The organism is Microbacterium sp. RG1 (genome assembly GCF_005347485.1).
In the GTDB taxonomy this organism is placed as follows: domain Bacteria; phylum Actinomycetota; class Actinomycetes; order Actinomycetales; family Microbacteriaceae; genus Microbacterium; species Microbacterium binotii_A.
Window position 1 is genome coordinate 2883828 of sequence record NZ_CP034121.1, and the last position, 22776, is coordinate 2906603.

General features: G+C 70.9%; 19 protein-coding genes. 8 read left to right on the forward strand and 11 right to left on the reverse strand.

Annotated elements, in window-relative coordinates:
- Positions 1-9 precede the first annotated feature (9 nt).
- Positions 10-312, forward strand: coding sequence for an antibiotic biosynthesis monooxygenase (locus EHF32_RS14100; RefSeq protein WP_137418771.1), 303 nt, complete (start codon positions 10-12; stop codon positions 310-312).
- 7 nt (positions 313-319) lie between these two features.
- Here EHF32_RS14100 and EHF32_RS14105 read toward each other — a convergent pair whose 3' ends face one another.
- The gene (locus EHF32_RS14105) at positions 320-1612 is read right to left on the reverse strand and encodes a condensation domain-containing protein (RefSeq protein WP_137418772.1); all 1293 of its coding nucleotides are present in this window, start codon (positions 1610-1612) and stop codon (positions 320-322) included.
- A gap of 60 nt (positions 1613-1672) precedes the next feature.
- Between EHF32_RS14105 and EHF32_RS14110 the strand changes: the two genes are divergently transcribed.
- From EHF32_RS14110 to EHF32_RS14125, 4 genes are all read left to right on the forward strand, one after another.
- Complete coding sequence (locus EHF32_RS14110; protein ID WP_137418773.1) at positions 1673-2452, forward strand: alpha/beta fold hydrolase; 780 nt, start codon at positions 1673-1675, stop codon at positions 2450-2452.
- Between the two features lie 479 nt (positions 2453-2931).
- Positions 2932-3321, forward strand: coding sequence for a hypothetical protein (locus EHF32_RS14115; RefSeq protein WP_137418774.1), 390 nt, complete (start codon positions 2932-2934; stop codon positions 3319-3321).
- Positions 3322-3372: 51 nt separating this feature from the next.
- Entirely contained in the window at positions 3373-3891 is a 519-nt protein-coding gene (locus EHF32_RS14120) for a hypothetical protein (RefSeq protein ID WP_137418775.1), read from the forward strand.
- A 161-nt stretch (positions 3892-4052) separates the two neighbouring features.
- Positions 4053-6878 carry an ATP-binding protein gene (locus tag EHF32_RS14125; protein WP_137418776.1) on the forward strand — a complete coding sequence of 942 codons (2826 nt, stop codon included), beginning with the start codon at positions 4053-4055 and terminating at the stop codon, positions 6876-6878.
- Position 6879: 1 nt separating this feature from the next.
- Here the strand turns inward: EHF32_RS14125 and EHF32_RS14130 are convergent, their stop codons facing one another.
- Together EHF32_RS14130 and EHF32_RS14135 are read right to left on the reverse strand one after the other, a co-directional pair.
- The gene (locus EHF32_RS14130; RefSeq protein WP_137418777.1) at positions 6880-7704 is read right to left on the reverse strand and encodes an ABC transporter permease; all 825 of its coding nucleotides are present in this window, start codon (positions 7702-7704) and stop codon (positions 6880-6882) included.
- Positions 7701-8696, reverse strand: coding sequence for an ATP-binding cassette domain-containing protein (locus EHF32_RS14135; protein ID WP_137418778.1), 996 nt, complete (start codon positions 8694-8696; stop codon positions 7701-7703). Before EHF32_RS14135 ends, EHF32_RS14130 begins: the two co-directional genes overlap by 4 nt.
- A 123-nt stretch (positions 8697-8819) precedes the next feature.
- Here EHF32_RS14135 and EHF32_RS14140 point away from each other — a divergent pair, with 123 nt between their 5' ends.
- Entirely contained in the window at positions 8820-9188 is a 369-nt protein-coding gene (locus EHF32_RS14140; RefSeq protein ID WP_137418779.1) for a hypothetical protein, read from the forward strand.
- On the opposite strand, the gene EHF32_RS14145 is transcribed toward EHF32_RS14140, so the two are convergent.
- Positions 9116-10060, reverse strand: coding sequence for an EamA family transporter (locus EHF32_RS14145; RefSeq protein ID WP_137418780.1), 945 nt, complete (start codon positions 10058-10060; stop codon positions 9116-9118). The genes EHF32_RS14140 and EHF32_RS14145 overlap by 73 nt on opposite strands.
- 19 nt (positions 10061-10079) lie before the next feature.
- Here EHF32_RS14145 and EHF32_RS14150 point away from each other — a divergent pair, with 19 nt between their 5' ends.
- Positions 10080-11036, forward strand: a complete 957-nt coding sequence (locus EHF32_RS14150; RefSeq protein WP_161594129.1) for a LysR family transcriptional regulator — start codon at positions 10080-10082, stop codon at positions 11034-11036.
- A gap of 40 nt (positions 11037-11076) precedes the next feature.
- Here the strand turns inward: EHF32_RS14150 and eccCa are convergent, their stop codons facing one another.
- The 4 genes from eccCa to cofD all read right to left on the reverse strand — a co-directional run bounded on the left by eccCa (position 11077) and on the right by cofD (position 18597).
- Positions 11077-15048 (reverse strand): type VII secretion protein EccCa, encoded by a 3972-nt coding sequence (eccCa, locus tag EHF32_RS14155; RefSeq protein ID WP_137418782.1) that lies wholly within the window; start codon positions 15046-15048, stop codon positions 11077-11079.
- The gene (locus EHF32_RS14160; protein ID WP_161594130.1) at positions 15045-16094 is read right to left on the reverse strand and encodes an RDD family protein; all 1050 of its coding nucleotides are present in this window, start codon (positions 16092-16094) and stop codon (positions 15045-15047) included. The genes eccCa and EHF32_RS14160 overlap by 4 nt, the downstream gene beginning before the upstream one ends.
- Positions 16091-17464 (reverse strand): hypothetical protein, encoded by a 1374-nt coding sequence (locus EHF32_RS14165; RefSeq protein ID WP_137418783.1) that lies wholly within the window; start codon positions 17462-17464, stop codon positions 16091-16093. Before EHF32_RS14165 ends, EHF32_RS14160 begins: the two co-directional genes overlap by 4 nt.
- Positions 17465-17628: 164 nt before the next feature.
- Entirely contained in the window at positions 17629-18597 is a 969-nt protein-coding gene (gene cofD / locus EHF32_RS14170; protein WP_137418784.1) for a 2-phospho-L-lactate transferase, read from the reverse strand.
- Between the two features lie 52 nt (positions 18598-18649).
- Here cofD and EHF32_RS14175 point away from each other — a divergent pair, with 52 nt between their 5' ends.
- Positions 18650-19600 carry a hypothetical protein gene (locus tag EHF32_RS14175; RefSeq protein ID WP_137418785.1) on the forward strand — a complete coding sequence of 317 codons (951 nt, stop codon included), beginning with the start codon at positions 18650-18652 and terminating at the stop codon, positions 19598-19600.
- On the opposite strand, the gene hemL is transcribed toward EHF32_RS14175, so the two are convergent.
- From hemL to EHF32_RS14190, 3 genes are all read right to left on the reverse strand, one after another.
- Entirely contained in the window at positions 19591-20919 is a 1329-nt protein-coding gene (hemL, locus tag EHF32_RS14180) for a glutamate-1-semialdehyde 2,1-aminomutase (RefSeq protein ID WP_137418786.1), read from the reverse strand. The two genes, EHF32_RS14175 and hemL, sit on opposite strands and share 10 nt — an antisense overlap.
- A 65-nt stretch (positions 20920-20984) precedes the next feature.
- The gene (hemB, locus tag EHF32_RS14185; RefSeq protein ID WP_137418787.1) at positions 20985-21968 is read right to left on the reverse strand and encodes a porphobilinogen synthase; all 984 of its coding nucleotides are present in this window, start codon (positions 21966-21968) and stop codon (positions 20985-20987) included.
- Complete coding sequence (locus EHF32_RS14190) at positions 21965-22768, reverse strand: uroporphyrinogen-III synthase (protein ID WP_137418788.1); 804 nt, start codon at positions 22766-22768, stop codon at positions 21965-21967. The genes hemB and EHF32_RS14190 overlap by 4 nt, the downstream gene beginning before the upstream one ends.
- Positions 22769-22776: the final 8 nt, after the last annotated feature.

Sequence of the window (22776 nt, forward strand, 5' to 3'; positions counted from 1 at the left end):
CCTGCCGCCATGATCCTCCGCGTATCCGAGGCGATCGTGCGCGCCGGTGCCGAGCGGGAGTTCCTCGCTCGGCTGCATGAGCTCGTCGCCGACTTCCCCGATCGACACCACGGCCTCGTGCGTCACGAGGTGCTGGTGGACGAGGCGGACCCGCGCCGCATCCAGTACGTCTCCGCGTGGCGCGATGAAGCGGATCTGATCTCCTACGCCGGCGCGGGCTGGCGCACCGAGCCGGTGACCTTCCCCGGTGAGGAACGGTATCTCGAGGCCCCGTTGGGCCTGCGTCACTTCCGGGTGGACGAGGCCGAGTGAGTGGTGCTCAGCCCGCGACCGGAACGGATGCGGTCGCCGCCGCCCTGAGCTCGCTTTCCACTGCATCCAGCCAGAGCGTGAGCGAGGCGCGCGCCTCGGGGGTGTCCGGGTAGCGGCAGCGCAGATGCAGGCCCGTGTCGTTGATGACGAACCAGATCATCACGCCGTTCGTGCGGATCACCGCGGAGATCCACGATGCCTGCGGGTCGTTGACCGAGACGGGCAGGCGTCGCGTGTCCAACCACGACAGCGCGAACATGCCCGGCGTGCGGGGCATCCCGCCGCGCGGTGCGAACACCGGAGCCAGCGGATGCGAGCCGAGCTGCAGTGCGCGGCGGACATCCGCGGCGCACGCCGCCGGGTCCCCGTCCTCGCACTCGATGACCGAGTTCGTGATGAACCAACCCACCGCATCCGTCCACCGGGGATCGTTGCGACTGTGCACGGGGAACACGGCGCGCAGGGGTGCGTCGGCGACGCGACGGGTGGCACGTGTGACCGCCGCGAGCGCGACGGCGGTCGGCCGTACACCGCGCTCGTCCGCGACGCGGGTCAGCTCCACGACCTGTGCGGGATCGAGCACGTCGCGCACCTCCACGAGCTCGTCGTGGGCGCGGCTCATGTCGCCGAGCGGAAGCGGGAAGCGCGGCATGGCCTGCCCGCCGGCGGCGAGCAGGCGCTCCCACTCGTCGCGCACGTCGGCGGGCGACTCGCCCATCGCCTCCAGCAGGGCGGTGTGCTCGGCGAACGGATGCGCGGGCTCCAGGCCCACCTCCGCGCCCGCCTGCACGCGGCGCAGCGCGCGATCCAGGTCGCGACCCAGCACCAGGAGCGACCACATGTCGACGTGCGCGTGGTCGCTGCCGATGATGACGACCGGCTCGCCCGCATCCGGCTCCACGAGACACAGCAGGAACGAGCCCGCGCCGTACGGGCGGCATCCGGTGTCGAAGGCCTCCCGCACCGCCTCGGCCATTCCGGCATCCGTCGGATGCGTACGCCAGGTGCCGGGGGCCTGCGATCCGGCGAAGAGCCGCACGCCGTCGTGGTCGCGGAAGACGGTGCGCAGTGTTCCGTGGCGGGCGACGACCGCATCCCATGCCCGACCCAGCGCTTCGCGCTCGGCAGTCGGGAGGTGGAACGACATCGCCATCCACGATCCCGGACGGTCGCCCTCGCCGACATGGCGGCCCTGGTCGAACGAGACGGGCAGCTCCTCGTCCGTCGCTTCGATCACGACGTCATAGCTGTGCAGCCGTCCGGCCGGGAGCCGGAGGTGGGCGACATTCGTGAGGCGCATGGCGCCGTAGTCTAAGGGGCGCAGATTGCGGGCAGTGGACGGGTGGGAACGGAGACGCGGATGCCGGCGCTACGTGTGCGGGGAGCGAGTCTCGACTACGACATCACCGGCGACGACGGTCCGCTCGTCGTGCAGTTGCACGGGCTCACCTCCAGCCGCAGCCGCGACGCGCAGCTGGGTCTGGACCTCGGTCGGGCACTGCGCGGTCACCGCATCCTCCGCTACGACGCGCGCGGCCACGGACGATCGAGCGGCACCGACCGTGAGTCGGACTACGGCTGGGACGCGCTGGCGGAAGACCTGCTCATGCTGCTGGACGCGGTCGCGCCCGGCGAGAAGGTGCACGGTGTCGGTCCGTCGATGGGGACGGGCACCCTGCTGCACGCGGCGGCCGCAGACCGGCGCCGCTTCTCGACGCTCACCCTCGTCACGCCGCCGACCGCCTACAAGCGACGTCGTGCGCAGGGCGACGTGTACCGGGCGAACGCCCAACTCGTCGAGCGCGGGGGTCTCGCCGCCCTGCTCGAGATCGGTGATACGGCTCCCGTTCCGCCGGCCCTCGCGGATGCGCCCGAGACGCGCCCCACCGTGCCGGCCGAGTTGCTGCCCATCGTGCTGCGCGGAGCGGCGGCCACCGACCTTCCACCGAAGAAGCGCATCGCCCGTATCGAGGTGCCGACCCTCATCCTCGCCTGGACCGGCGACCGCACGCATCCGCTCAAGACCGCGCGCACACTGCGCGAGCTCATCGACGACAGTCGCCTGATCGTCGCCCGCAGCCCCTACGGTGTGATGGCCTGGCCCGGCCTCTTCGCCGAGCACGTGACCACCCGCGCCTGAGGCCCGGCGTCGCAGGACCCTTGGGGTACTTTGGGGTCGGTGCCGGTGTGGGGTGCAGCGGTGGAGGGGGAATCAGACCGTGAGCGCGGAGTTGGAACCTCAGTCGTTCGTTCCCAGCATGATCATGGGCGCTTTGACATTCCTTGCAGGTCTCTTGGTTGTCTGGTTTCGCAAGCCACTTCTTGCCTCGATATTGCGGAGGGAAGAAGTACTTCTTCGCGGACGCGGCATGACATTCATAAGGAAGATGCAGCGCCCATGGTCGCTCGGGTTAGCCGGCGTTCTTACGAGTACGTTGGGCGTGTTCACATTCGTCGGAGCTCTCACTCAGCTCGTGAGTGCGAGATGAGGAGTCCTCGTCGCTGGGGGCGGTTCGTTTGAGTGGCGAGAGATTACTCGTGGGCTCTCGACGGGGCGTGAGAACCGTGGCGGTTACGAGCGCTGTACTGTATCTCACCGTCGGGGCCTACTGTGGCGTCTTGCTCGCGTCCGTGCCGTGGAAGGGCTGGTGGACATTTTCGCCGCTGGTCATCGCTTCCTTCTCGTGCTATCTCGACATTCGCGTGTGGTTCCTCGGCATGTATGTGACCGACCACAGCTTGATTTGCAAGAACTGGATCCGCACATTTGAAGTCCCGCTCGAGAAAATCGAGCGCATAAGAATATACTCCGTGAGTACGATGCTGACCGGAACGTTCGTCGGATGGTTTCCTTTCATAGGTCGGGTGGGAATGATCGTCATCTTCTACAAGAATGGCGAGCGTGAAAAGTCGTACTCTGCCACCAATGTCTACGGGAGAGCGCGTTTGATGCGTTCGCTCGCGATAGAAATCGCCGACGCGGCCGGTGTGAAGCAGCCATTCTTCTGATGATGCAGTTACCTGGTGGTCCCGATATACAGGGCGGCAGATTCTTGTGCCATGGAGCTTGAGGTAGTTGTTTTGAGCGACGGAAGAATGCTGCCAGAATCGGCGCGTGGCGTGAGAGTCTGGGCAAGCACCTGGTCGGCGTTGATGGGCATTTTGTCAATCTTCGTATTTCTGCTTCTGCTTAATACTCCAGGATCCGGCTGGTTGACGTTCCTCCCCATCATTCCTTCTGCGTTGTCAATATATGTCGCAACACGGTGTTGGAGTCTGGGTATGTATGTGACAGACCAAACCTTGCGCTGCCGAAATTGGATTCGCACCTTCGAAGTTCAGATCGAGAACGTCTCGGCGATCGAGCTTTGGGACGTGACGACGATGCTGACAGGATCTATGGTTTCCTGGGTTCCCTTTGCGGGCCGCGTGCGAATGATCGTCATCGTCTACGACAAGAACGGACGCAAACGGCGCTACATGGCCACGAGTGTTTATGGGCGTTACCGCACAATTCGCACCGTTGCCGACGAGATGCGCAAGATCGCCGGGCTTTCTCCGCCGTACTTCGATACCTGACATTTCCGGTTCTTTTCCGTCCGTGTCGCCGGGAGTCAGCCTGTGCACGCGCTGGGATAGCGCGCTGCCGCTGAAGCCTGCCTCGCCCACAAGTGGGGGCGACGGGCGCGCGGCCGGGCTCCTGGACCGGGCCGGATGCGGGCGCGTTCTACAGTGAGAGCATGCGGCTGCGGTTCTTCGGCGGTTTCGCGGCCGAGGATGCGGCGGGCTCGCCCATCGAGGTGCGCGGATCGCGCCAGCGTGCGCTGTTGCTGAGGCTGGCGCTGGACGCGGGGACCACCGTCAGCTACCGCGCCCTCGCGGAGGACGTGTGGCCCGACGACGCCCCGGACGACCCGCGCGCGTCGCTGCAGTCGCTGGTGTCGCGGATGCGGCGGACGCTGCCGGAGGGGATCCTTCGCGCGGAGCCCGGCGGATACGCGCTCGGCATCGCCCGCGACGACGTTGATCTCGTGCGCTTCGCGGACCTCGTGCAGGCGGCACGCGCCGGCGAGGACCCCGTACCCCTCGCCCGCGAGGCGCTCGCCCTGTGGCGGGGCGAGCCGTGGCTGGCCGACGGCTTCGACTGGGTGCTGCGCGACCTCCTCGAAGACCGCGCGCACGCCGAGCGGCTCTCCCGGGGCGCGGTGCCGTCGATGGCGGAAGCGCCGGAGCCCGTGCCCGCGATCCCGGCGGCTGTCACCCCGCTCGTGGGTCGTGCCGAGGAACTCGCCCTGATCGCCGCCCAGCTGAGCACCTTCCGCCTCGTCACCCTGCTGGGCCCGGGCGGCGCAGGAAAGACCACCCTCGCCCTCGAGACCGCCAGGAATCGGTCGCCAGCAGTGTTCGTGGAGCTCGCGCCGGCCCAGCCGGGCGAGGTCTGGGGTGCGGTGGTCACCGCGCTCGGGCGCAGCATCCGGCTCACGGACAATCCCGCGGGGGAGCTCCCCGCGGCGGACAGCGTGCTCGCCGCCCTTGCGGGTCGGTCCGTGCTGCTCGTGCTCGACAACGCGGAGCACGTGCTGCAGGAGACGGCCGAGGTCGCGGCGACCGTGCTCGCGGTGCCGGGCGTCACCGTGCTGGTGACGAGCCGCGAGCCCCTCGGACTGCCCGGTGAGGCGTTCGTCGAGCTCGGTCCGCTGCCGGATGCGGACGCCACCGATCTTCTCGCCGCCCGCATCCTGGCCGCTCGCGGCACGGCGCCCACTGGCGAGGAGCTCCCCGCCGTCGCGCGCATCGCGCGGCACCTCGACGGACTTCCCCTCGCCCTGGAGTTGGCGGGAGCCAAGGCGCGCACGCTCGGTGTGGACGAGCTGGAGTCGGGCCTCGCCGACCGGTTCGCGCTGTTCGACCGCGGTCCCCGCTCGGCGGCGGCCCGCCATCAGACCCTGCGCGCGGTCATCGACTGGAGCTGGGATCTGCTCGGCGAACCGGAGCGCGAGGGGCTGCTCGCCCTGGCCGTGTTCCCCGACGGTATCGACGCGGCGGATGCGGGTGCGGTCGCCGCGGCCTTCGCCCTGCCCGCGAGCGTGTTCGACGAGCTCGTGGACCGCTCGCTCGTACAGCGGACGCGCGGCCGCTTCCGCGTGCTCGAGACGGTGCGCGAGTACGGGCTCGAGCAGCTCCGTCGTCGCGGCTCCGAGGATCGGGCGCGCGATACGCAGGCGCGGGTGCTCGCGTGGCGGGCTCTCGAGCGCGATGCGGAGCTGCGCACACCCGCGGTGCGTTCCGCGATCGCCTGGTTCGATGCCAACGAGGAGAACCTGGCCGCCGCCACCCGCTGGAGCGGTGCGCGGGCGCAGATGAGCGAGACGGCCGTCGAGCTCGTGCGCGCGCAGATCTGGGCGTGGATCATGCGCGAGCGCCTGGAGGCCTTGCGCGCCGCCCTCGAACTCGTCGGTGCCGACGCCACCCTCGACTCCGAGGCGGGGGTGGTGATCACGGGGGTTCGACTCATCTTCGCCTCCGCCGACGCGCAGGTCTCGGGAGGCTTCACCGCGGAGGACGCCGACCGGATCGCCGAGGCCGCGGCGGCGCATCCGTCCGAGCTGTCGCTGATCCTGCCCGTCCTGCTGAAGGCGCAGGCACGAGCCATCGGCGACGGGCGCCCCGGCACGCCCTGGTTGCCGAACTTCCGCCTGGACCCCGCCGACCTCGTGGGTGCACCGACCTGGTCCCGTGGCGTCGTCGCCGCCATCGAGGCCGCCATCGCGCAGAACGGCGGCGATATCGAGCGCCTCGACCGCCAGAGCGAGGAGGCGCTGCGTCTGCTGCGAGACGTCGGCGACACCTGGGGCATCGCGCTCGCGAGCCAGATGCGCTCCGAGTGGCTCATGCTGCACGGCCGGCTCGAGGAGGCGCTGGAGATCACGGATGCCGCCAGCAGCGCGCTCGAGGGACTGACCTCCGTCTCCGACCAGCTGCAGCAGCAGGCTTTCGCGATCGTGCTGCTGGTGCGACTCGGCCGCACCCGCGAGGCGAGGGAGCGCCTGGCCGGGATGCAGGACGCCGCGCGCCGGGACGGATCCGACCGAGCGGTGCTTCAGGCATCCCTCACCGCGGTGACCTTCGAGGTGATCGTCGGAGACGGGGGCGCGGCTTTGGCGATCCTCGAGGCGATGCCGTTCGCGCTGCGGGACGGCTCCCTGCCGGGGATCCCGCCGCAGATCCACGCGTGGATGCACGCGCGTCATGCGCAGGCGCTCGTGCTGGTGGGGCGGATCGACGAGGCTCGTGACGAGGTGCGCGTCGGCATCGAACTCGCGATCGCTTCGGGCGACCAGCCGATCATGGCGGATGCGGCGCTCGCCGCCGCCGAGCTGTTCGCCGCGACCGACCGCCCCGACGACGCGCGGCAGGCTCTGGCGATCGGAGCGGTGCTGCGGGGTCGGGCCGACGAGACGGATCCCGTCGTGCAGCGCGTGCGTGCGGCGATCGGAACGGATCCGGGGCCGGACGCTCCCGCATCCGGCCCCGCCGATCTCACCGACCTGGTGGCGCTGCTCTGAATCAGGCCTTGCGCATGTAGGCGCGCACGGTCAGCGGGGCGAAGATCGCCACGATGACGGCCGCACCCGCGAGCGAGACGAACAGGTCGCCGCCGACGACTCCGGAGTTCGCGAGGTCGCGCACCGCGGTGATCAGGTGGGAGATCGGGTTGATCTCCGCGAACCACCGCAGCACATCGGGCAGCGTGTCGACCGGGACGAAGGCGTTCGAGAGGAACGTCAGCGGGAACAGCGCCAGCATCGAGATGCCCTGCACGCTGGCCGCGGTGCGGGCGATCACGCCGAAGAACGCGAAGATCCAGCTCATCGCCCACGACGAGACGATCACGAGCAGACCCGCGCCGATGACGGCGAGCACGCCGCCGCCGGGTCGGTAGCCCATGACGAAGCCCATGCCGAAGGTGAGGGTGGTCGCGATCGTGTAGCGCAGGGTGTCGGCCAGCAGCGCGCCCGACAGGGGCGCGATACGCGCGATCGGCAGGGAACGGAAGCGGTCGAACACGCCCTTGTCCATGTCCTCGCGCAGCTGCGTGCCGGTGACGACGGAGGTCGTGACGACGGTCTGCACGAGGATGCCGGGGATCAGCAGCGGCAGGTAGTTCTGCACGTCGCCGGAGATCGCGCCGCCGAAGATGTACGCGAACATCAGGGTGAAGATGATCGGCTGCAGCGTCACATCGACGAGCTGCTCCGGCGTGCGCCGGATCTTCACGAGACCGCGGTAGGCCATCGTGAGGGTGTTGCTCACCGTCTGCGACAGGCTCGTGCGGTTCTTCAGCGCTCGCTCGGTCGCGGGCACGATGCGGTGGGGTGCGAGGGTGGTCATGCGGTCACCATCTCTTTCGTCTCGGTTTCGTCGGCGGTGTCCGCTCCGGTGTCGTGACCGGTGATGGTGAGGAACACCTCGTCGAGGGTGGGTTTCTGCACGCTCATCTCGGCCAGACGCACGCCGCCGGTGCGCAGGGCGATGAGCAGGTCGGTGACACGGTCCGCATCCGCCATGGGAGCCGTGATGCGGGAGGCCTCGGGCGACAGCGTGGCGCGCACGCCGAGCACGCTCTCCACGATCTCGAGAGCGGATGCGGTGTCCGCCGTCTCCGAGACGCGCAGCTGCAGGCTGGCGGTGCCGATCGATGCCTTGAGCTCGTCCGAGGTGCCCTCGGCGACGACGCGGCCGTGATCGATCACCGCGATGCGGTCGGCGAGCTGGTCGGCCTCGTCGAGGTACTGCGTGGTCAGCAGCACGGTGGATCCGCCCGCGACGAGTTCACGGATCGTGTCCCACATCTGCCCGCGGGTGCGTGGGTCGAGCCCCGTCGTCGGCTCGTCGAGGAAGATGAGCGGCGGCTGGGCGATGAGCGAAGCCGCGAGGTCGAGGCGCCGCCGCATCCCGCCGGAGAACTTCTTCAACGGGCGGCGCGCCGCGTCGGTGAGGCCGAAGCGCTCGAGCAGCTCCGTGGACTTCGCGCGGGCATCGGCACGGCTGAGTCCCAGCAGGCGCGCGAAGATCGTGAGGTTCTCGGTTGCCGAGAGGGTCTCGTCGACGGAGGCGAACTGGCCCGTGACGCCGATGAGCTGGCGCACGACCTGCGGCTGGGTGGTGACGTCGTGGCCGAAGATCTCGGCGCGACCCGCATCCGGACGCATGAGGGTTGCGAGCATGTTGATGGTGGTGGTCTTGCCGGCACCGTTGGGGCCGAGCACGCCGTAGACGGTGCCGGTGGGAACGAGGAGGTCGACGCCGTCGACCGCGCGATTGTCGCCGAACACCTTGACGAGGCCTTCGGCCCGGACGGCGGGAGGGAGTGAGGTGGTCATGGGGAGCCTTTCTGCTGGCGTGCTCCCAGAGTGCGCCGCGTGCGCCGTCATGCCGCTGTCACGTCGCCCCCGCCGCTGTCACCGCGCTGTCACGCACCGCCCGCGGGGTCGTAGGGTGGCGGGATGAACCCGGACTGGACCCCGCACCGCCGCGACGACGGCGAGCTGCTCGGCTGGATCCGGCCGGAGGGATCCGGCTGGGTCGCCGTCGACCTCCTCGGACACGACATGACCGAGCCCGTCGAGTGGCTTGACGCGGAAGAGGCGCTCGAGGCGCGCGGGCTCGGCTGGCTCGCCGAGAAGTGGATGCTGGAGCGCGAGGGTGCAGCGCCTCTGGCGGTGCGGCTCGTGGAGGTGACCCCGGAGCGCATCGTGGTCAAGAGCGAGGACTTCGGCGCGATCGACGCGCCGCTTCGCACCTACGAACTCGGCTGGCCGGCGCCGGCCGCGCTGCGCCTTCGTGCGCCCGAGGACACCCCGCTCACCTTCTGACCGCGAGGTGGCAGCACCGCGATGGCGACGCCGATCAGCAGGACCGCGCCGCCGACGAGCTCGGCGGGTGCGGGCGTCTCACCGAGCGCGAGCCATGCCGCCGCGATACCCACCGGCGGCACCAGCATCGTGAACGGGACGACGGCGGATGCCGTGTGTCGGGCCAGCAGGGTGTTCCAGATGCCGTAACCGATCAGGCTCGCGAGCCAGGCCGTGTAGGCGGTGGACAGCAGCTGCGTCGTGGTGAGGTGCGTGAGTGCGGTGCCGACCGCATCCGGTCCGTCGAGCGCGACGGCGAGGAGAACCATCGGCACCGGCACGACGAGCGCCGACCAGACGGTGACCGACAGCCCCGCGAGCGCACCGCCGTGCCCCGCACCGCCGAGCCGGCGCGCGATGACGTTGCCGATCGCCCACGATGCGGCAGCAGCGAGGGTCACCACCAGAGCGAGTGCGGGGGTCGCCGCATCCCGTCCGGCGGCGACGATCCCGAGTCCGACGGCGCCGACGACCACGCCGATGACCTGCGCCCGACGCGGAGCCTCGCGCAGGGCGAGCGCGGCGAAGACGATCGTGAAGGCCACCTGGGCCTGCAGCACGAGCGAGGCGAGCCCCGGCGGCATGCCCATCGCGAGGGCCGTGTACAGCAGCCCGAACTGACCGAGGCTCATGAAGAGCCCGATGAGCAGGACGTCCCGCATCCGACCCCGCGGCCGCGGCACGAAGAAGATGGCGGGCACGAGGACGGCGGTGAAGCGCAGCGCGACGAAAAGTGCGGGCGGCATGCCGTCGAGCCCCGCGTCGATCACGACGAAGTTGACGCCCCAGATGACGGCGACGAGGGCGGCGAGAAGAGAAGAACGAAGGGGCACCCGCCCATCGTGTCGGAGCGTGTCCGTGCAGCACCAGCGCACGGTTCTGCATGGATCCGTGAAGCTCGGTGATACGGTCGACGCCATGATCGACCTCGCCGCCGTGGATGCGCTGCTCGCCCTCGCCCGCACCGGCACGGTCCACGCCGCGGCGGCCGAGCTCGACTACACGCCCTCGGCCGTGTCCCAGCAGATCAAGCGCCTCGAGCGCGACCTCGGTGCTCGGCTCATCGATCGGGAGGGCCGCGGTGTCGTGCTCACCGCAGCGGGGCGGCGCCTGGTCGAGGAGGGGGCGCAACTGCGTGCCCAGGTCGAGCAGCTGCGCTCACGACTGCACGACGCGGGCGCCCGCCCCACGGGAACGCTGCGTCTCGGCGTCTTCTCGACCGCCGTGCGCGGTGTCGTCCCCCACCTCGTGACACGAGCGGCCGCCGAGGCGCCCGACCTGCGCCTGACCGTCACCGAGATCGACCCGTGGGATGCGGTCGCGGCGGTGACCGCCGGCACGCTGGATCTCGCGATCGTGCACCACTGGGAGGGCGTCACGCTCACGCTGCCGCCGAGCGTGCGCAGCGTCGAGTTCCTCCGCGACACGGCGGATCTGCTCGTGCACCGCGACGACCCGCTCGCGTCGAGGGATGCGGTGAGCCCCGCCGATGTGCGCGATCGTGTGTGGTCCAGCACCCCCGACGGAACCATCTGCTACGAGTGGTTCTGCCACATGTTCCGGGGCGAGCCGCATCCGCCGCGCATCGACTTCTGGTGCCTGGAGTTCGCGTCGCAGATCGAGCTCGTGGCCCACGGGCTCGCGGTGGCGCTGGTGCCGAAGCTGGGGCGTGGGCGGCTGCCCGACTCCGTCGTCGCGGTGCCGGTGCGCGACCCCGAGCCGACGCGTCCGGTCGCGCTCGTGTGGCGCACCAGCATGACCGACTCGCCCGCGGTGCGCCTCATCCGCGATCTGCTCCCCGCATCCTGACCCCTGTTCCTCTCCTCGCGGGAAGGGCGACCCCGAGGGGTCAGTGGTGGGAGGGGGAGAAGGCCAGCTGGGCGGAGAGCAGACCCTGCTCGCGGCTCACGATCTGCGCGCGACCCGGTGCCGCAGGAGCGGCCTTGACGCGACCGATCAGCGGACCCTCCTCCGGGTTTCCGCCGAGCAGGATGCCGGTGACACCCAGATCGGTGAAGCGCTGGATGATCGGGTCGTAGGCTGCGCGGCTCGCACCGCCGGTGCGTCGGGTCAGGATCACGTGCAGGCCCAGGTCGCCGGCCTGCGCCAGCAGCGGCTGCAGCACGGCGAGAGGGTTGCCCTGGCTCGTCGCAACGAGGTCGTAGTCGTCGACCAGTACGAAGCCCTCGGCGCCCTTCCACCAGCTGCGCTCGCGCAGCTGTTCGGGGGTCACATCCGGCCCGGGGATGCGGCTCGAGAAGAACTGGGCGAGCTCGGCGAGGCCGCTCGTGGCGGGCTCGTGCGAGGTGAGGTAGGCGCCCAGGTACTCCTGCGGGATCTCGCCCAGCAGCGAGCGACGGTAGTCGACAGCGAAGATCTTCGCCTCGGTCGGGCCGTGCTTGCGCATGATCTCCTGCGCGATGCCCCGCAGGAACGACGACTTGCCCATGCCCGAATCACCGTAGAGGAACAGGTGGGCTTCCTTGCGGGGGTCGATGCCGAACGGTGCGAGCTGCGCTTCGTCGACACCGAGCAGGATGCGGGCGTCGTCCGGCGTGGTCTGCGCACGCACCTCGTCGAGGGTGATCATCTCCGGGAGCAGTCGCAGCTTCGGACCCGCCGGGCCCTGCCAGGCGGCGCCGACACGGGCGACCATGTCGTCGACGCCGTCGACGAGGGCCGCCACATCCGAGGATCCGTCGATGCGCGGCAGCGCGGCGAGCATCTGCAGACGCTTGGCGCTGAGGCCTCGCCCGGGCTGGCCGGCGGGCACGTTGGCCGCCTGCTTGCGGTCGATCTCGGAGTCCGTCGGGTCTCCCAGGCGCAGCTCGAGGCGGGTCTGGATCAGGTCCTTGAGGCTCGCGCGGATCTCGAGCCAGCGGTTGGCCGTCACGATCACGTGCACGCCGAAGCTGAGGCCTCGTGCGGCGATGGTCTGCACGCGCGTCTCGAGCGCCTCGTAGTCGGCACGCAGCGTCGCCCAGCCGTCGACGACGAGGAACACGTCGCCGTAGCCGTCGTCGACGACACCCTGGCTGCGGCGCAGGCGGTAGGTGTCGATCGAGTCGATGCCGTTCTGGCGGAAGTAGCGCTCGCGGTCGTCGATGATCGACTCCACCTCGGCGACCGTGCGGCGGATGGCCTCCGCCTCGGTGCGCGTGGCGACGCCGGCGACGTGCGGATGGCGCTGCAGACCCGTGAAGGTACCGCCGCCGAAGTCGAGCACGTAGAACTGCAGCTCGAGCGGTGTCGCGGTCAGGGCGAGCGCCGACACGAGCGTGCGGGCCAGCGTCGACTTGCCGCTCAGCGGGCTTCCGACGATCGCCACGTGACCGGCCGCGCCGCCGAGCGAGACCACGAGGTTCTCGCGGCGCTGCTCGAGGGGCACGTCGACGATTCCGAGCGGGACCGTGAGGGCGCCGGCTGCGCGCCAGCCGGGGGAGTGCAGACCCATCCGCGGGTCGACGACGAGATCGGGCATGAGCTCGTCGAGCGACGAAGGTTCCTCGAGCGGCGGAAGCCACACCTGATGGGCGGCGGGGCCGCGACCCTTCATCCGCTCGACGGCGATCTGGAAGGTCGAGCGCTCCTCGACCGGCTGCGACACGATGTCGCGCGAGGTGTCGACGGGCTCCTCGATCAGCTCGAGCGGCTGAGGTGCGGCTGTGAAGACCTCGATGCGGGTCGCCTCACCTGAAGTGTCGGCCGACTCGCTCGAGCGTCCGCCGGTGAGCTTCGTCTTGGGTGTTCCCGAGACATAGGCGGCGCGGAACTGCACGAGGTTGTCGGTGTCGGCCTTGAGGTAGCCGACGCCGGGCTCCTGCGGCAGGGTGTAGGCGTCGGGGGTGCCGATGATCGTGCGCGACTCGGCGGCCGAGAACGTGCGCAGACCGATGCGGTACGACAGGTACGTGTCGAGGCCGCGAAGCTTCCCCTCTTCCAGGCGCTGCGATGCCAGAAGCAGGTGCACCTGGAGCGAACGGCCGACGCGGCCGATGTTGATGAAGCTCTCCACGAACTCCGGCTTCGCAGCCAGCAGCTCGCTGAACTCGTCGGCCACGATCAGCAGCGCCGGAAGCGGCGCGAGGTCGGTGCGCCCGCCGCGGCGAGCCTTTTCGTAGTCCGAGACGTTGGCGAAGTTGCCGGCGGCGCGCAGCAGCTCCTGGCGGCGCACGATCTCACCCTGCAGGGCGTCCTGGAAGCGGTCGACGAGGGCGAGCTCGCTGCCGAGGTTGGTGATGATCGCCGAGACGTGGGGCATCCCCGCCATGCCGGCGAAGGTCGCGCCACCCTTGAAGTCGACGAGCACGAAGTTCAACTGCTCGGGCGAATGCGTCAACGCGAGGGCGAGCACGAGCGTGCGCAGCACCTCGGACTTACCGGAACCCGTGGCGCCGATCATCACGCCGTGCGGACCCATACCCTGCTGGGCCGCTTCCTTGAGGTCGAGCACGAGCGGGGCGCCCGTCGTGTCCTGACCGATCGGGACGCGGAGGCGGTCGCGTTCCAGGCGACCCGACCAGGTGCGGTCGAAGTCGATCTCGCGCACGTCGGGCATGCCGAGCAGTTCGACGAGTTCGCGCTGACCCTGCTGGGCGCCGGGCGTCTCGGCGAGCGCGGCCGGGTTCGAGTAGAGCGGCATGAGCCGACGCGCGGTGGCCTCGGCCACGGCGATCGAGGTGGTGTCGGGGGTGAAGGTGCGCGATCCCGACACCACGTCGATGAGTTCGGCGTGACGATCGGATGCGGCGGCCTCCGGCATGACGATGCGCAGGACGTCGGGGTTCTCGAGCTCGCCCCAGCGACCGGGAAGCTCCACCACGGTGACGCCCAGCATCCCGTCGCCGCCGACGACCGGGTCGCCCATCGGCAGCTGGACGCCGTCGACCACGAGGATGACGTGCGGGGTGGCGCCGCCGCCGCGGGCGAAACGCGCGCGTTCGCGGAGCCCGGTGGGCAGCAGGTCTTCGAGGTCGTCCAGCGATGAGGCGATCATGCGGGCGGGCCCCAGCTTGTCGCTGGAGCGCGACGAGAGCGCGTGCGGCAGCCACTTGGCCCACTCCCACGCGGGCAGCTGGTCGGGGCCGGCGAGGATCGCGACGACGACGTCCTCGGGGTCCTGCAGGGTCGCAGCTCCCACGACCATGGCGCGGGCGAGGGCGCGCACCGCATCCTCGTCAGGACCGACGACCTCGATGCGTGCGTAGTCGGTAAGGGTCACGCCGAGGGGCAGATCCGGCTGGATCTCGTGGGTGAGCATGAACCGGTGGGCCGCGGATGCGGCGACGGGGTCGAGCTGGGCGAGCGGGGGCAGATCCGGCGCTTCGAGCGAGATGCACAGCGGCTGGTCGCACGTTCCGATCCGGGTGAGGAGAAAGCCCTCGTCGCCGGGCTGGCGCTCCCAGACGCGGGTGCGTTCCTCGGCGATGAACGGCAGCGCGGACGGGGACGGCGTCACCCATGCGCCGTGGCGACGCTGCTTGCGCGCGGCCGTGCGGACGGTCTCGCGGAGGTCGCTGAGGTAGGCGAGGTACTCGCGGCGGTTACCGAGCACTTGGGCGTTGCGCTGCGCGCGCTGGCGCCAGCCGTTGACGGCGACGAATCCGAGCGAAGACAGCAGGAACATGCCGCCGGTGATGAAGCCGGTCGGTCCGGCGTTGGAGATCGTCACCATGACGATCGCGCCCACGCTGCCGAGCATCGGCAGCAGCGAGGTGAGCATGCTGCTGCCGCCCTCGTTCGGAACGAGCTCCGGCGGTGGCTGCACGACGATGCGACCACTCGGCACGGACGGCGGGGCCAGGCGTGGTCCCTTGCTCACGAAGCGGCTCCGATCAGTCGGCTGACGGTGAAGATGCGATTCCCGATCCGGATGCGGGTGTCGTCGTCGACGAAGGTGCGCGCGTGGGGCGCGAGAGGCACCACCTGGCCGTCATCGTCGAGCAGCTCTGTCCCGTTGGTCGAACCCGTGTCGGTGACCCAGAGGCCCGCGTGATCGAACTCGAGACGGAGGTGGGTCTTGGAGACGCTGGAGTCGGGATCCGTCACCGTCACCAGCAGATCGGTCTGCTCGGTCTGCTCGGGGCTGCGGCCGAGGTTGACGGCGACGGGCAGAGGCAAGCGGGCGCGCTGGCCCGTGTCGAAGATGAGCAGCAGCTCGCCGGTGGGGCGCTCGCCCGGGTCGGCCTGATCGACGATCGGTGCCGCGGCAGTGGGACCCGCCCAGCCCGCGACCGCTGCGGCGGGAGCCGGAACATCGGGTGCTGCTGCCGCGGCGGTGACGGGCGCCGCAGGCGGCTCGGGGGACACAGGCGCAGCGATCGGTCCCCGAGCCTTGCCGGATTCCACGGGAGCGGGCGACCACGGGCGTGCGATGACGGTCGGGGAGGGGACGGCGACGATCTCGTCGGCGGAGCGCCGTCTGCTCCGCCGCTCCGCCGCGGGGCGCCGCGGAGCGGCGACGACGACGGTCTGCGCGGCGCGGTCGGCCCAGGAGCGACGCAGGCCCGAGCGGTCGGCGGATGCGGATCCCTCGACGACCCACGCTCCCGCGCCGAACACGAGGGAGCCGATGCCCACCAGCAGGCCGCGCACGAAGCTGCGCCCCGCGCCGGGTGAGTACGGGCCGTCGAGGCGCGCGACGCGCAGCCCGAACAGGGCCTTGCCGGGACCGGATCCGGTGCGGGCCTGGAGGATCCACAGAGCCAGGACCGCCTCGGCGCTCACGAGCAGCCCGAAGACGGCCGACCCGCTCACGAGGGCGACGGTGACACCGATGGTGACCACGATGGCGACGTCGATCGTGAAGGCGGCGAGTCGTGCTCCGACTCCGGCGGGCTCGCCCGTGAACTGCGGCGGCAGACTCATGCGCCCATCATTCCACGCAGGATATCGACGGTATCGGCGGCGAGCAGGCCGGCGGGCAGTGACAAGGCGATCGCGATCCATTCGATGACGTCCCCGAACCGCGACCAGCGCAGGGACTGCGCGCCGCGGCTCGTGGGGATGATGACCAGCGCGGCGATCGCGCCGACGGCCAGGAAGATGCCCGCCAGCACGGTGAGCAGCACGGGGTTCGCCTCGCGGGTCGCGGTCAGTACCATGACGACGGCCACGGCGCCTGCGGCGAGCCGGGGCAGCCACCGCAGCAACGGGACCGAGAAGCGCCGCGCTCCGAGCAGGAGTGCGAGCACGACCGTGATCGCCAGCGCGATGCGCCCCGAGAGCACGAGCGGGTCGAAGTCGTCCATGTCCGGCAGCGCGAACGGGGCGCTGAGGGCGACGGCGAGCGTCAGCACGAACGTCCCGGCGACGAGACGCCCGGTCGAGCGCGCCACGAGGTCGCGGGCGTCGGCGGCGCCGATGGAGTGGATCTCCTCGGGCAGCTGCTGGCGCACGCTCCATCGCGTGGTCTGGTAGCGCTCGTAGTCGATGAAGATGCCGGGTGGAACGTCCACGAGGGTGGCCAGCAGGATGCGCAGCGCCACGGGTGCGAGGCCCAGCGTGACGGCGGTGGGCGCGGAAAGCGGCAGCGAGAGGATGAGCGAGAAACCCCACACCCCGGCCAGTACGAGCAGCAGCGTCGTGGCGGCCGACAGGCGCGCGTGCAGCCCTGCGGGGCGTCCGACGAGGGCCAGCATTCCCGCCAGCACCGCCGCCGAGAGCAGGCCGACGAAAACCTGCAGTGTGGAGGTTGCGGCGGGGAACGCGGGCACGATGCCGGCACCCGCGGCGAAGGCCAGTGTCAGGACCGCGACGAGAGCCGCATCCGTCCCATTCGCGACACCCGTCGCCCGCACGGCGAGCGCCATGCCCGCGGTGACGGCGAAGGCGCCCATCGCGACCGCCAACGGGAAGCGCAGCGACTCCCGGACGGCGTCGGGTGCGATGAGTGAGAACACCGCGAGCACGAGGGCGATGCCGCCGAGCACCCACCAGGCTCCGGGCGCCTCCCCGCGGGAGGGGTCACGACGGCGCCGGCGGTCCTGCTTCACCTTCTGCGACAGATCCACGAGCGCGAGCACCGTGCCGTCGCTGAGGTCGTCGACGCGCAGTAGCGGGCTCACCTCCCGTCCGTCGACCTCGAGGAGCACGTCGCGCCCGACTTCCTGGCGGATGCCGAGACTCGCGAGCGCGTCGGCGATGCTGGCCGCGGGAGGGATCAGGAGATCGTGGCGCGAGGCTCCGTCGACGATCGCGATCCGACGGCGTTCCTCGGTGTCGGCGGGCGTGGTCACTGCTGACCTCCAGCCACGGTGTATCGCCGCAGCGCCCGGTGTGCGCCTGCCATCGTCGTGCCGCCCCCACTTCTCACGTCTCGACAGCGTAACGCCCGGTGTCGTCGTGCGATGCCCGCGCGCGGATTGTCCACAGACCCGCTACGATTCTGCGCCCGCGTCGATCAGGCGCCCAGCGCCGTCGCAGCGATCGCTCGGGTGGCCTCGATGTCCCGCATCCACAGGGGGGCGACGACCGGCCGGATCCCGACAGCGTCCACGGAGGCCGCGGATGCGGCATCCTCCTCCGCCAGCAGCCATGCATCGAGGACGCCGCCGGCGCTGCGGCTGCCGTAGTGGGCGGCCACCGCCGCCGCGGAGGTCTCGACACCGATCGCGGTGAGGCAGACATCCGCCATGCCGCGCACGACGCGCCCGCCGATGATGGGCGAGACGCCGACGACCCGGGCCGAGGTCGCGGACAGTGCTTCTCGGATGCCGGGAACGGCGAGTACGGGCCCGATCGAGACCACGGGGTTGGAGGGGGCGAGCACGACGACGTCGGCCTGCACGATGGCTTCGACGACACCTGGCGCGGGGGCGGCCGCGTCCATTCCGGGGTTCTCGAAGGCGCGGGGCGCGAGCGTGGCGCGGTGGCGTGTCCACCACTCCTGGAAGTGGAGGCGCCCGCCGTCCTCGAGAAGCACGTGGGTGTCGACCTCGGCGTCGGTCATCGGCAGCAGGCGCACGCCCAGCGGCCACCGTTCGGACAGCCGCGCGACGACCTCGGAGACCGTGGCGCCCTCGCGCAGCCACCCGGTCCGTGCGAGGTGCGTGCCGAGGTCCAGGTCGCCGAGGGTGAACCATGGCCAGCCTGCTCCCCAGGCCTGCAGCTCCTCGTTGACCCGCTCGGTGTCGCCCGCACGGCCCCAGCCGCGCACGGTGTCGTTCTGCCCCGCGAGGCGGTAGAGCACCGAGTCGATGTCCGGCTGCAGGCGCACACCGGACAGCCACAGGTCGTCGCCCGTGTTGACGATGATCGTCGCGGGCTCAGCGCCGCGGCGGGCCAGCTCCGCCCGCATCCCCTCGCTGAACGTGGATCCGCCCACGCCTCCCGCGATGACGACGACCCGGGGTTGCTCGCTCTGTGCCATCCCGTGATTCTCCCAGAGCGCGTCGCCCGCGGCGGGCCGTTACGCTACGCGCATGCTGCCGTTCGGGAAGAAGCGCCGCGAGGCGGATGCGGCCGCTCGCCGGGCCACGCGTCCGGTGTTCGAGGCTCGCGGGTGGACGTGGGAGGACGCGACCCCGCCACCCGCCATCGAGATCGCCGAGGCGGTGATGCGGGCGCGTCGCTCGCAGGACATCTGGCCGACCGGGATGAGCGAGGTCGTCACCGGGCAGGCGCATGGACGTCAGGCGGGCGCCGCGCGACTCGTCGGCTACGAGTTCCGCACCGGGAGCGGCGGCAACTCCTGGGGCGACCGCCGTGAGGTGAACCTCGTCTGGATGCGGCTGCCCGCATCCCTTCCGGAGATCCGCTTCGGCGACGCCACGCTCGGGCGCGGCAAGGACTACGGCATCAGGCTGCCCTGGATCCCGCCCATGGGCCCGAACTGGCCGAGCTCCCGCTGGAGCGTCGAGGGGTTCATTCCCGCGTTCGCGGTGGACCTTCTCACGCCGGGGTTCCGCGGCGCCCTCGAGGTCGCACCCACCCGCTGCCCGATCGTCATCCGCGCCGGATCCATCCTGACCTACGGCTGCGAGGCACTCGACGTCGCCACCGTGGACGCGCGACTCGCCCTGCTGGCGGCGCTGATCGAACAGGTCCCCGCGTCTTGCTGGGGCCGCGCGAACGCGCTCGTGGCGGGGACGGGGATCTTCCCGCAAGAGCTCGCGGACGGCTCCGGTCTGCGCCTGGAACAGCGTCTCGTCGCGCGCGACTGGAAGGGCTACGGCTTGAACAAGGTCGACTGGCGTGACACTCCCACCGCGGAAGGGATGTTCTCCCTGAAACTCGGCGAAGCGCACGACGTGTGGGAGAACACGCCGCCGGCCGACGGTGCGATCGGTATCCGCATCGGCAAGGTGCGCCTGCTCGGAACCCCCACCGATCGGGGCATCCCCACCGTCGCGTCGACGCTGGATCAGTCCTGAGGTCTCGCCTCGGCCGCCGCACGCGCGGCGCCGGGGAGCGCCGCGAGCACCGCGGCGAGGGCGTCGTCGTCGTGTGCGGCGGTCAGGAACCACGCCTCGTACACGCTCGGCGGCAGGGAGACCCCCGCATCCAGCATCGCGTGGAAGAACGCCGGATACCGCCACGCCTCCTGCGTCTGCGCGGCCGCGTACGACAGCGGCGCCTCCGGCAGGAAGGCCACGCCGAACAGTGAACCCGCCCGCGGGACCGCGTGCGTCACGCCCGCCTGCTCCAGCGCGCCCGACAGTGCCGTCGCGACAGCGGATGCGGCGGCATCCACCCGGGCGTACACCTCGGGCGTGGCGAGCCGCAGCGTCGCGAGACCGGCGGCGACCGACAGCGGGTTCCCCGACAGGGTGCCCGCCTGGTACACCGGCCCCACCGGAGCGAGGGTGTCCATCACGTCGGCGCGCCCGCCGAGGGCGGCCAACGGCATCCCGCCGCCGACGACCTTCCCGAAGGTGAAGATGTCGGGCGCGTAGTGCTCGCCGGCATCCTGCTGCAGTCCCCAGAAACCGGCCGGGTGCACGCGGAAGCCGGTCAGCACCTCATCGAGGATGAGGAGCGCGCCGTGCCGGTGAGCGATGTCGGCGAGGGCGGCGTTGAAGCCCGGCGCGGGCGGCACGACGCCCATGTTGGCGGCCGCGGCCTCCACGATGACGGCCGCGATCCGGTCACCGTGCACGGCGAACACCTCGCGCACCTGGGTGAGGTCGTTGTAGTCGATGACGAGCGTCTGGGCCGCGATGGGGGCGGGCACCCCCGCCGAGCCGGGAAGCGCAAGCGTCGCGACGCCGGATCCGGCCGCCGCCAGCAGTCCGTCCGAGTGGCCGTGGTAGTGGCCGGAGAACTTCACGAGCAGGTCGCGGCCCGTGTAGCCGCGGGCGAGCCGGATGGCGGTCATCGTCGCTTCGGTGCCGGTGGAGACGAGGCGCACGCGGTCGATGGGTGCGGCGTCGCCCACACGCACCCGGTCGGCGATCAGCGCGGCCAGGTCGACCTCGGCCTCCGTCGGCGCGCCGAAGGAGAGCCCGCGCGCCGCAGCCTCTTGCACGGCCGCGACGACCTCGGGATGCGCGTGGCCGAGCAGCGCCGGACCCCACGACGCCACGAGGTCCACGTACCGGCGACCGGCCGCATCCGTCACGTACGGCCCGGCGGCCGACGCGAGGAAGCGGGGCGCCCCGCCCACCGAGCCGTAGGCGCGAACAGGGGAGTTCACACCGCCCGGGATGACCTCGCGGGCGTGCGCGAAGAGTTCGTCGTTGCGGTCGGTCATGACTCGTCCTTCCGAGGATCTCGCCGCATCCTGCGCCGTGGGAGAGGCGCGGATCGGATGCGGTGTCAGCGGCTCTCGCGCAGCCAGCCGGCCGCCTCGAGCGCCCAATAGGTGAGAATGGCGTCGGCGCCGGAGCGGCGGATGCCGAGCAGCGACTCCGTGATCGCACCCCGGCGGTCGATCCAGCCGTGCGCGGCAGCGGCCTCGATCATCGCGTACTCGCCCGACACCTGATAGGCCCACACCGGGACCTCGACGGATGCGCGCACATCGGCGAGCACGTCGAGGTAGGGCAAAGCGGGCTTGACCATGACGATGTCGGCGCCTTCGGCGACGTCCACGACGGCCTCGCGCACGCCCTCGCGGCCGTTGCCGGGGTCGAGCTGGTAGGTGCGGCGGTCGCCCTTCAGCTGCGAGTCGACGGCCTCGCGGAAGGGGCCGTAGAAGGCGCCCGCGTACTTCGCCGCGTAGGCGAGGAGAATGGTGTCGGTGAAGCCTTCGGCGTCGAGGGCGGCGCGCACGTGGGCGACCTGGCCGTCCATCATCCCCGACAGCCCCAGCAGGTGGCTGCCGGCGGATGCCTGTGCGATGGCCATCGCGGCGTAGCGCTCGAGGGTCGCGTCGTTGTCGACCGCGCCCCGCGGGGTGAGTACGCCGCAGTGGCCGTGATCCGTGAACTCGTCGAGGCAGAGATCGCTCTGTACGACGAGGGCGTCACCGACCTCCGCCACGAGTGCCGCCGTGGCCACGTTCAGGATGCCGTCCGGGTCGTCCGCTCCCGAGCCCACGGCGTCACGGACGGTCGGCACGCCGAACAGCATCACGCCGCCGACGCCGGCGGCCGCCGCATCCGCCGCCGCGCGACGCAGCGAGTCGAGCGAGTGCTGCACGACTCCCGGCATGGAGCCGATCGGCTGCGGTTCACTCACTCCCTCGCGCACGAACATAGGCAGCACGAGCTGCGACGGTGCCAGGTGCGTCTCGCGGACCAGGCGCCGGACGGCGGGGGACTGGCGGAGCCTGCGCAGACGATGTGCGGGAAAGCTCACGGCTGGAACTCGTCGGCGGCGTGCGGGAGCGCGAAGTGCGAGACGGCTTCGATGAGCGCGTCGACGGTCTGTCGGTCGGCGACGACCGAGACGCCGAGTCCGGCACGGCGTGCATCGTTCGCGGTCTGCGGACCGATCGCGGCGATGACGGTCGATTCGGGGATGTCGGGGAACTGCAGCTGCACCTGCTCGGCGACCGACCCGCTCGTGACGAGGATGGCGTTGATCCGGCCCGACGCCACGTCGTGGGCGATGCGCTCGGTGACGGGCACGCCGACCGTGCGGTAGGCGACGACGCTGCGCACATCGTGACCTGCCTCGGTGAGCTTGCGGGTCAGCACGGGCTTGGCGATCTCGCTGCGCAGCGTGAGGATGCGGCGCGGCTCGGGCTCGAGCGCGATCATCTGCTCGGCCATGCCGGCGGCGGAGTTGTCGCGGTCGGGAACCAGGTCGACGCGGTAGCCGGCAGCCTGCAGCGCGGCCGCGGTGGTCTCGCCGACGGCGGCGACCTTGGTGGAGGGGGGGATCACGGCGCGGTAGGCGAAGAGCACGTCGACCGTGGTCGCGCTGGTCATGGTGACCCAGTCGAAGCGGCCGGCGGCGAGGTCGGCGAGGGCGGCTTCGAGCGTCTGCTCGTCATTGGTCGGGGCGAAGTTGATGAGGGGAGCTACGACCGGCACTGCACCCTGCGAGCGCAGTGTCGCTGCCACCCCGTCGCCCCAGGGGCCGCCGCGGGGCACGAGTACGCGCCAGCCCGTCAGGGGCTTGGCGGCTTCGTGCCGTCGGGGCTCTTCGTGCATGGCTTCGG

Coding starts and splice junctions, on each gene's coding strand:
- EHF32_RS14100 (WP_137418771.1), top strand. CDS start 10: ATGATCCTCCGCGTATCCGAGGCGATCGTGCGCGCCGGTGCCGAGCGG.
- EHF32_RS14105 (WP_137418772.1), bottom strand. CDS start 1,612: ATGCGCCTCACGAATGTCGCCCACCTCCGGCTCCCGGCCGGACGGCTG.
- EHF32_RS14110 (WP_137418773.1), top strand. CDS start 1,673: ATGCCGGCGCTACGTGTGCGGGGAGCGAGTCTCGACTACGACATCACC.
- EHF32_RS14120 (WP_137418775.1), top strand. CDS start 3,373: ATGGAGCTTGAGGTAGTTGTTTTGAGCGACGGAAGAATGCTGCCAGAA.
- EHF32_RS14125 (WP_137418776.1), top strand. CDS start 4,053: ATGCGGCTGCGGTTCTTCGGCGGTTTCGCGGCCGAGGATGCGGCGGGC.
- EHF32_RS14130 (WP_137418777.1), bottom strand. CDS start 7,704: ATGACCACCCTCGCACCCCACCGCATCGTGCCCGCGACCGAGCGAGCG.
- EHF32_RS14135 (WP_137418778.1), bottom strand. CDS start 8,696: ATGACCACCTCACTCCCTCCCGCCGTCCGGGCCGAAGGCCTCGTCAAG.
- EHF32_RS14140 (WP_137418779.1), top strand. CDS start 8,820: ATGAACCCGGACTGGACCCCGCACCGCCGCGACGACGGCGAGCTGCTC.
- EHF32_RS14160 (WP_161594130.1), bottom strand. CDS start 16,094: ATGAGTCTGCCGCCGCAGTTCACGGGCGAGCCCGCCGGAGTCGGAGCA.
- cofD (WP_137418784.1), bottom strand. CDS start 18,597: ATGGCACAGAGCGAGCAACCCCGGGTCGTCGTCATCGCGGGAGGCGTG.
- EHF32_RS14175 (WP_137418785.1), top strand. CDS start 18,650: ATGCTGCCGTTCGGGAAGAAGCGCCGCGAGGCGGATGCGGCCGCTCGC.
- hemL (WP_137418786.1), bottom strand. CDS start 20,919: ATGACCGACCGCAACGACGAACTCTTCGCGCACGCCCGCGAGGTCATC.
- EHF32_RS14190 (WP_137418788.1), bottom strand. CDS start 22,768: ATGCACGAAGAGCCCCGACGGCACGAAGCCGCCAAGCCCCTGACGGGC.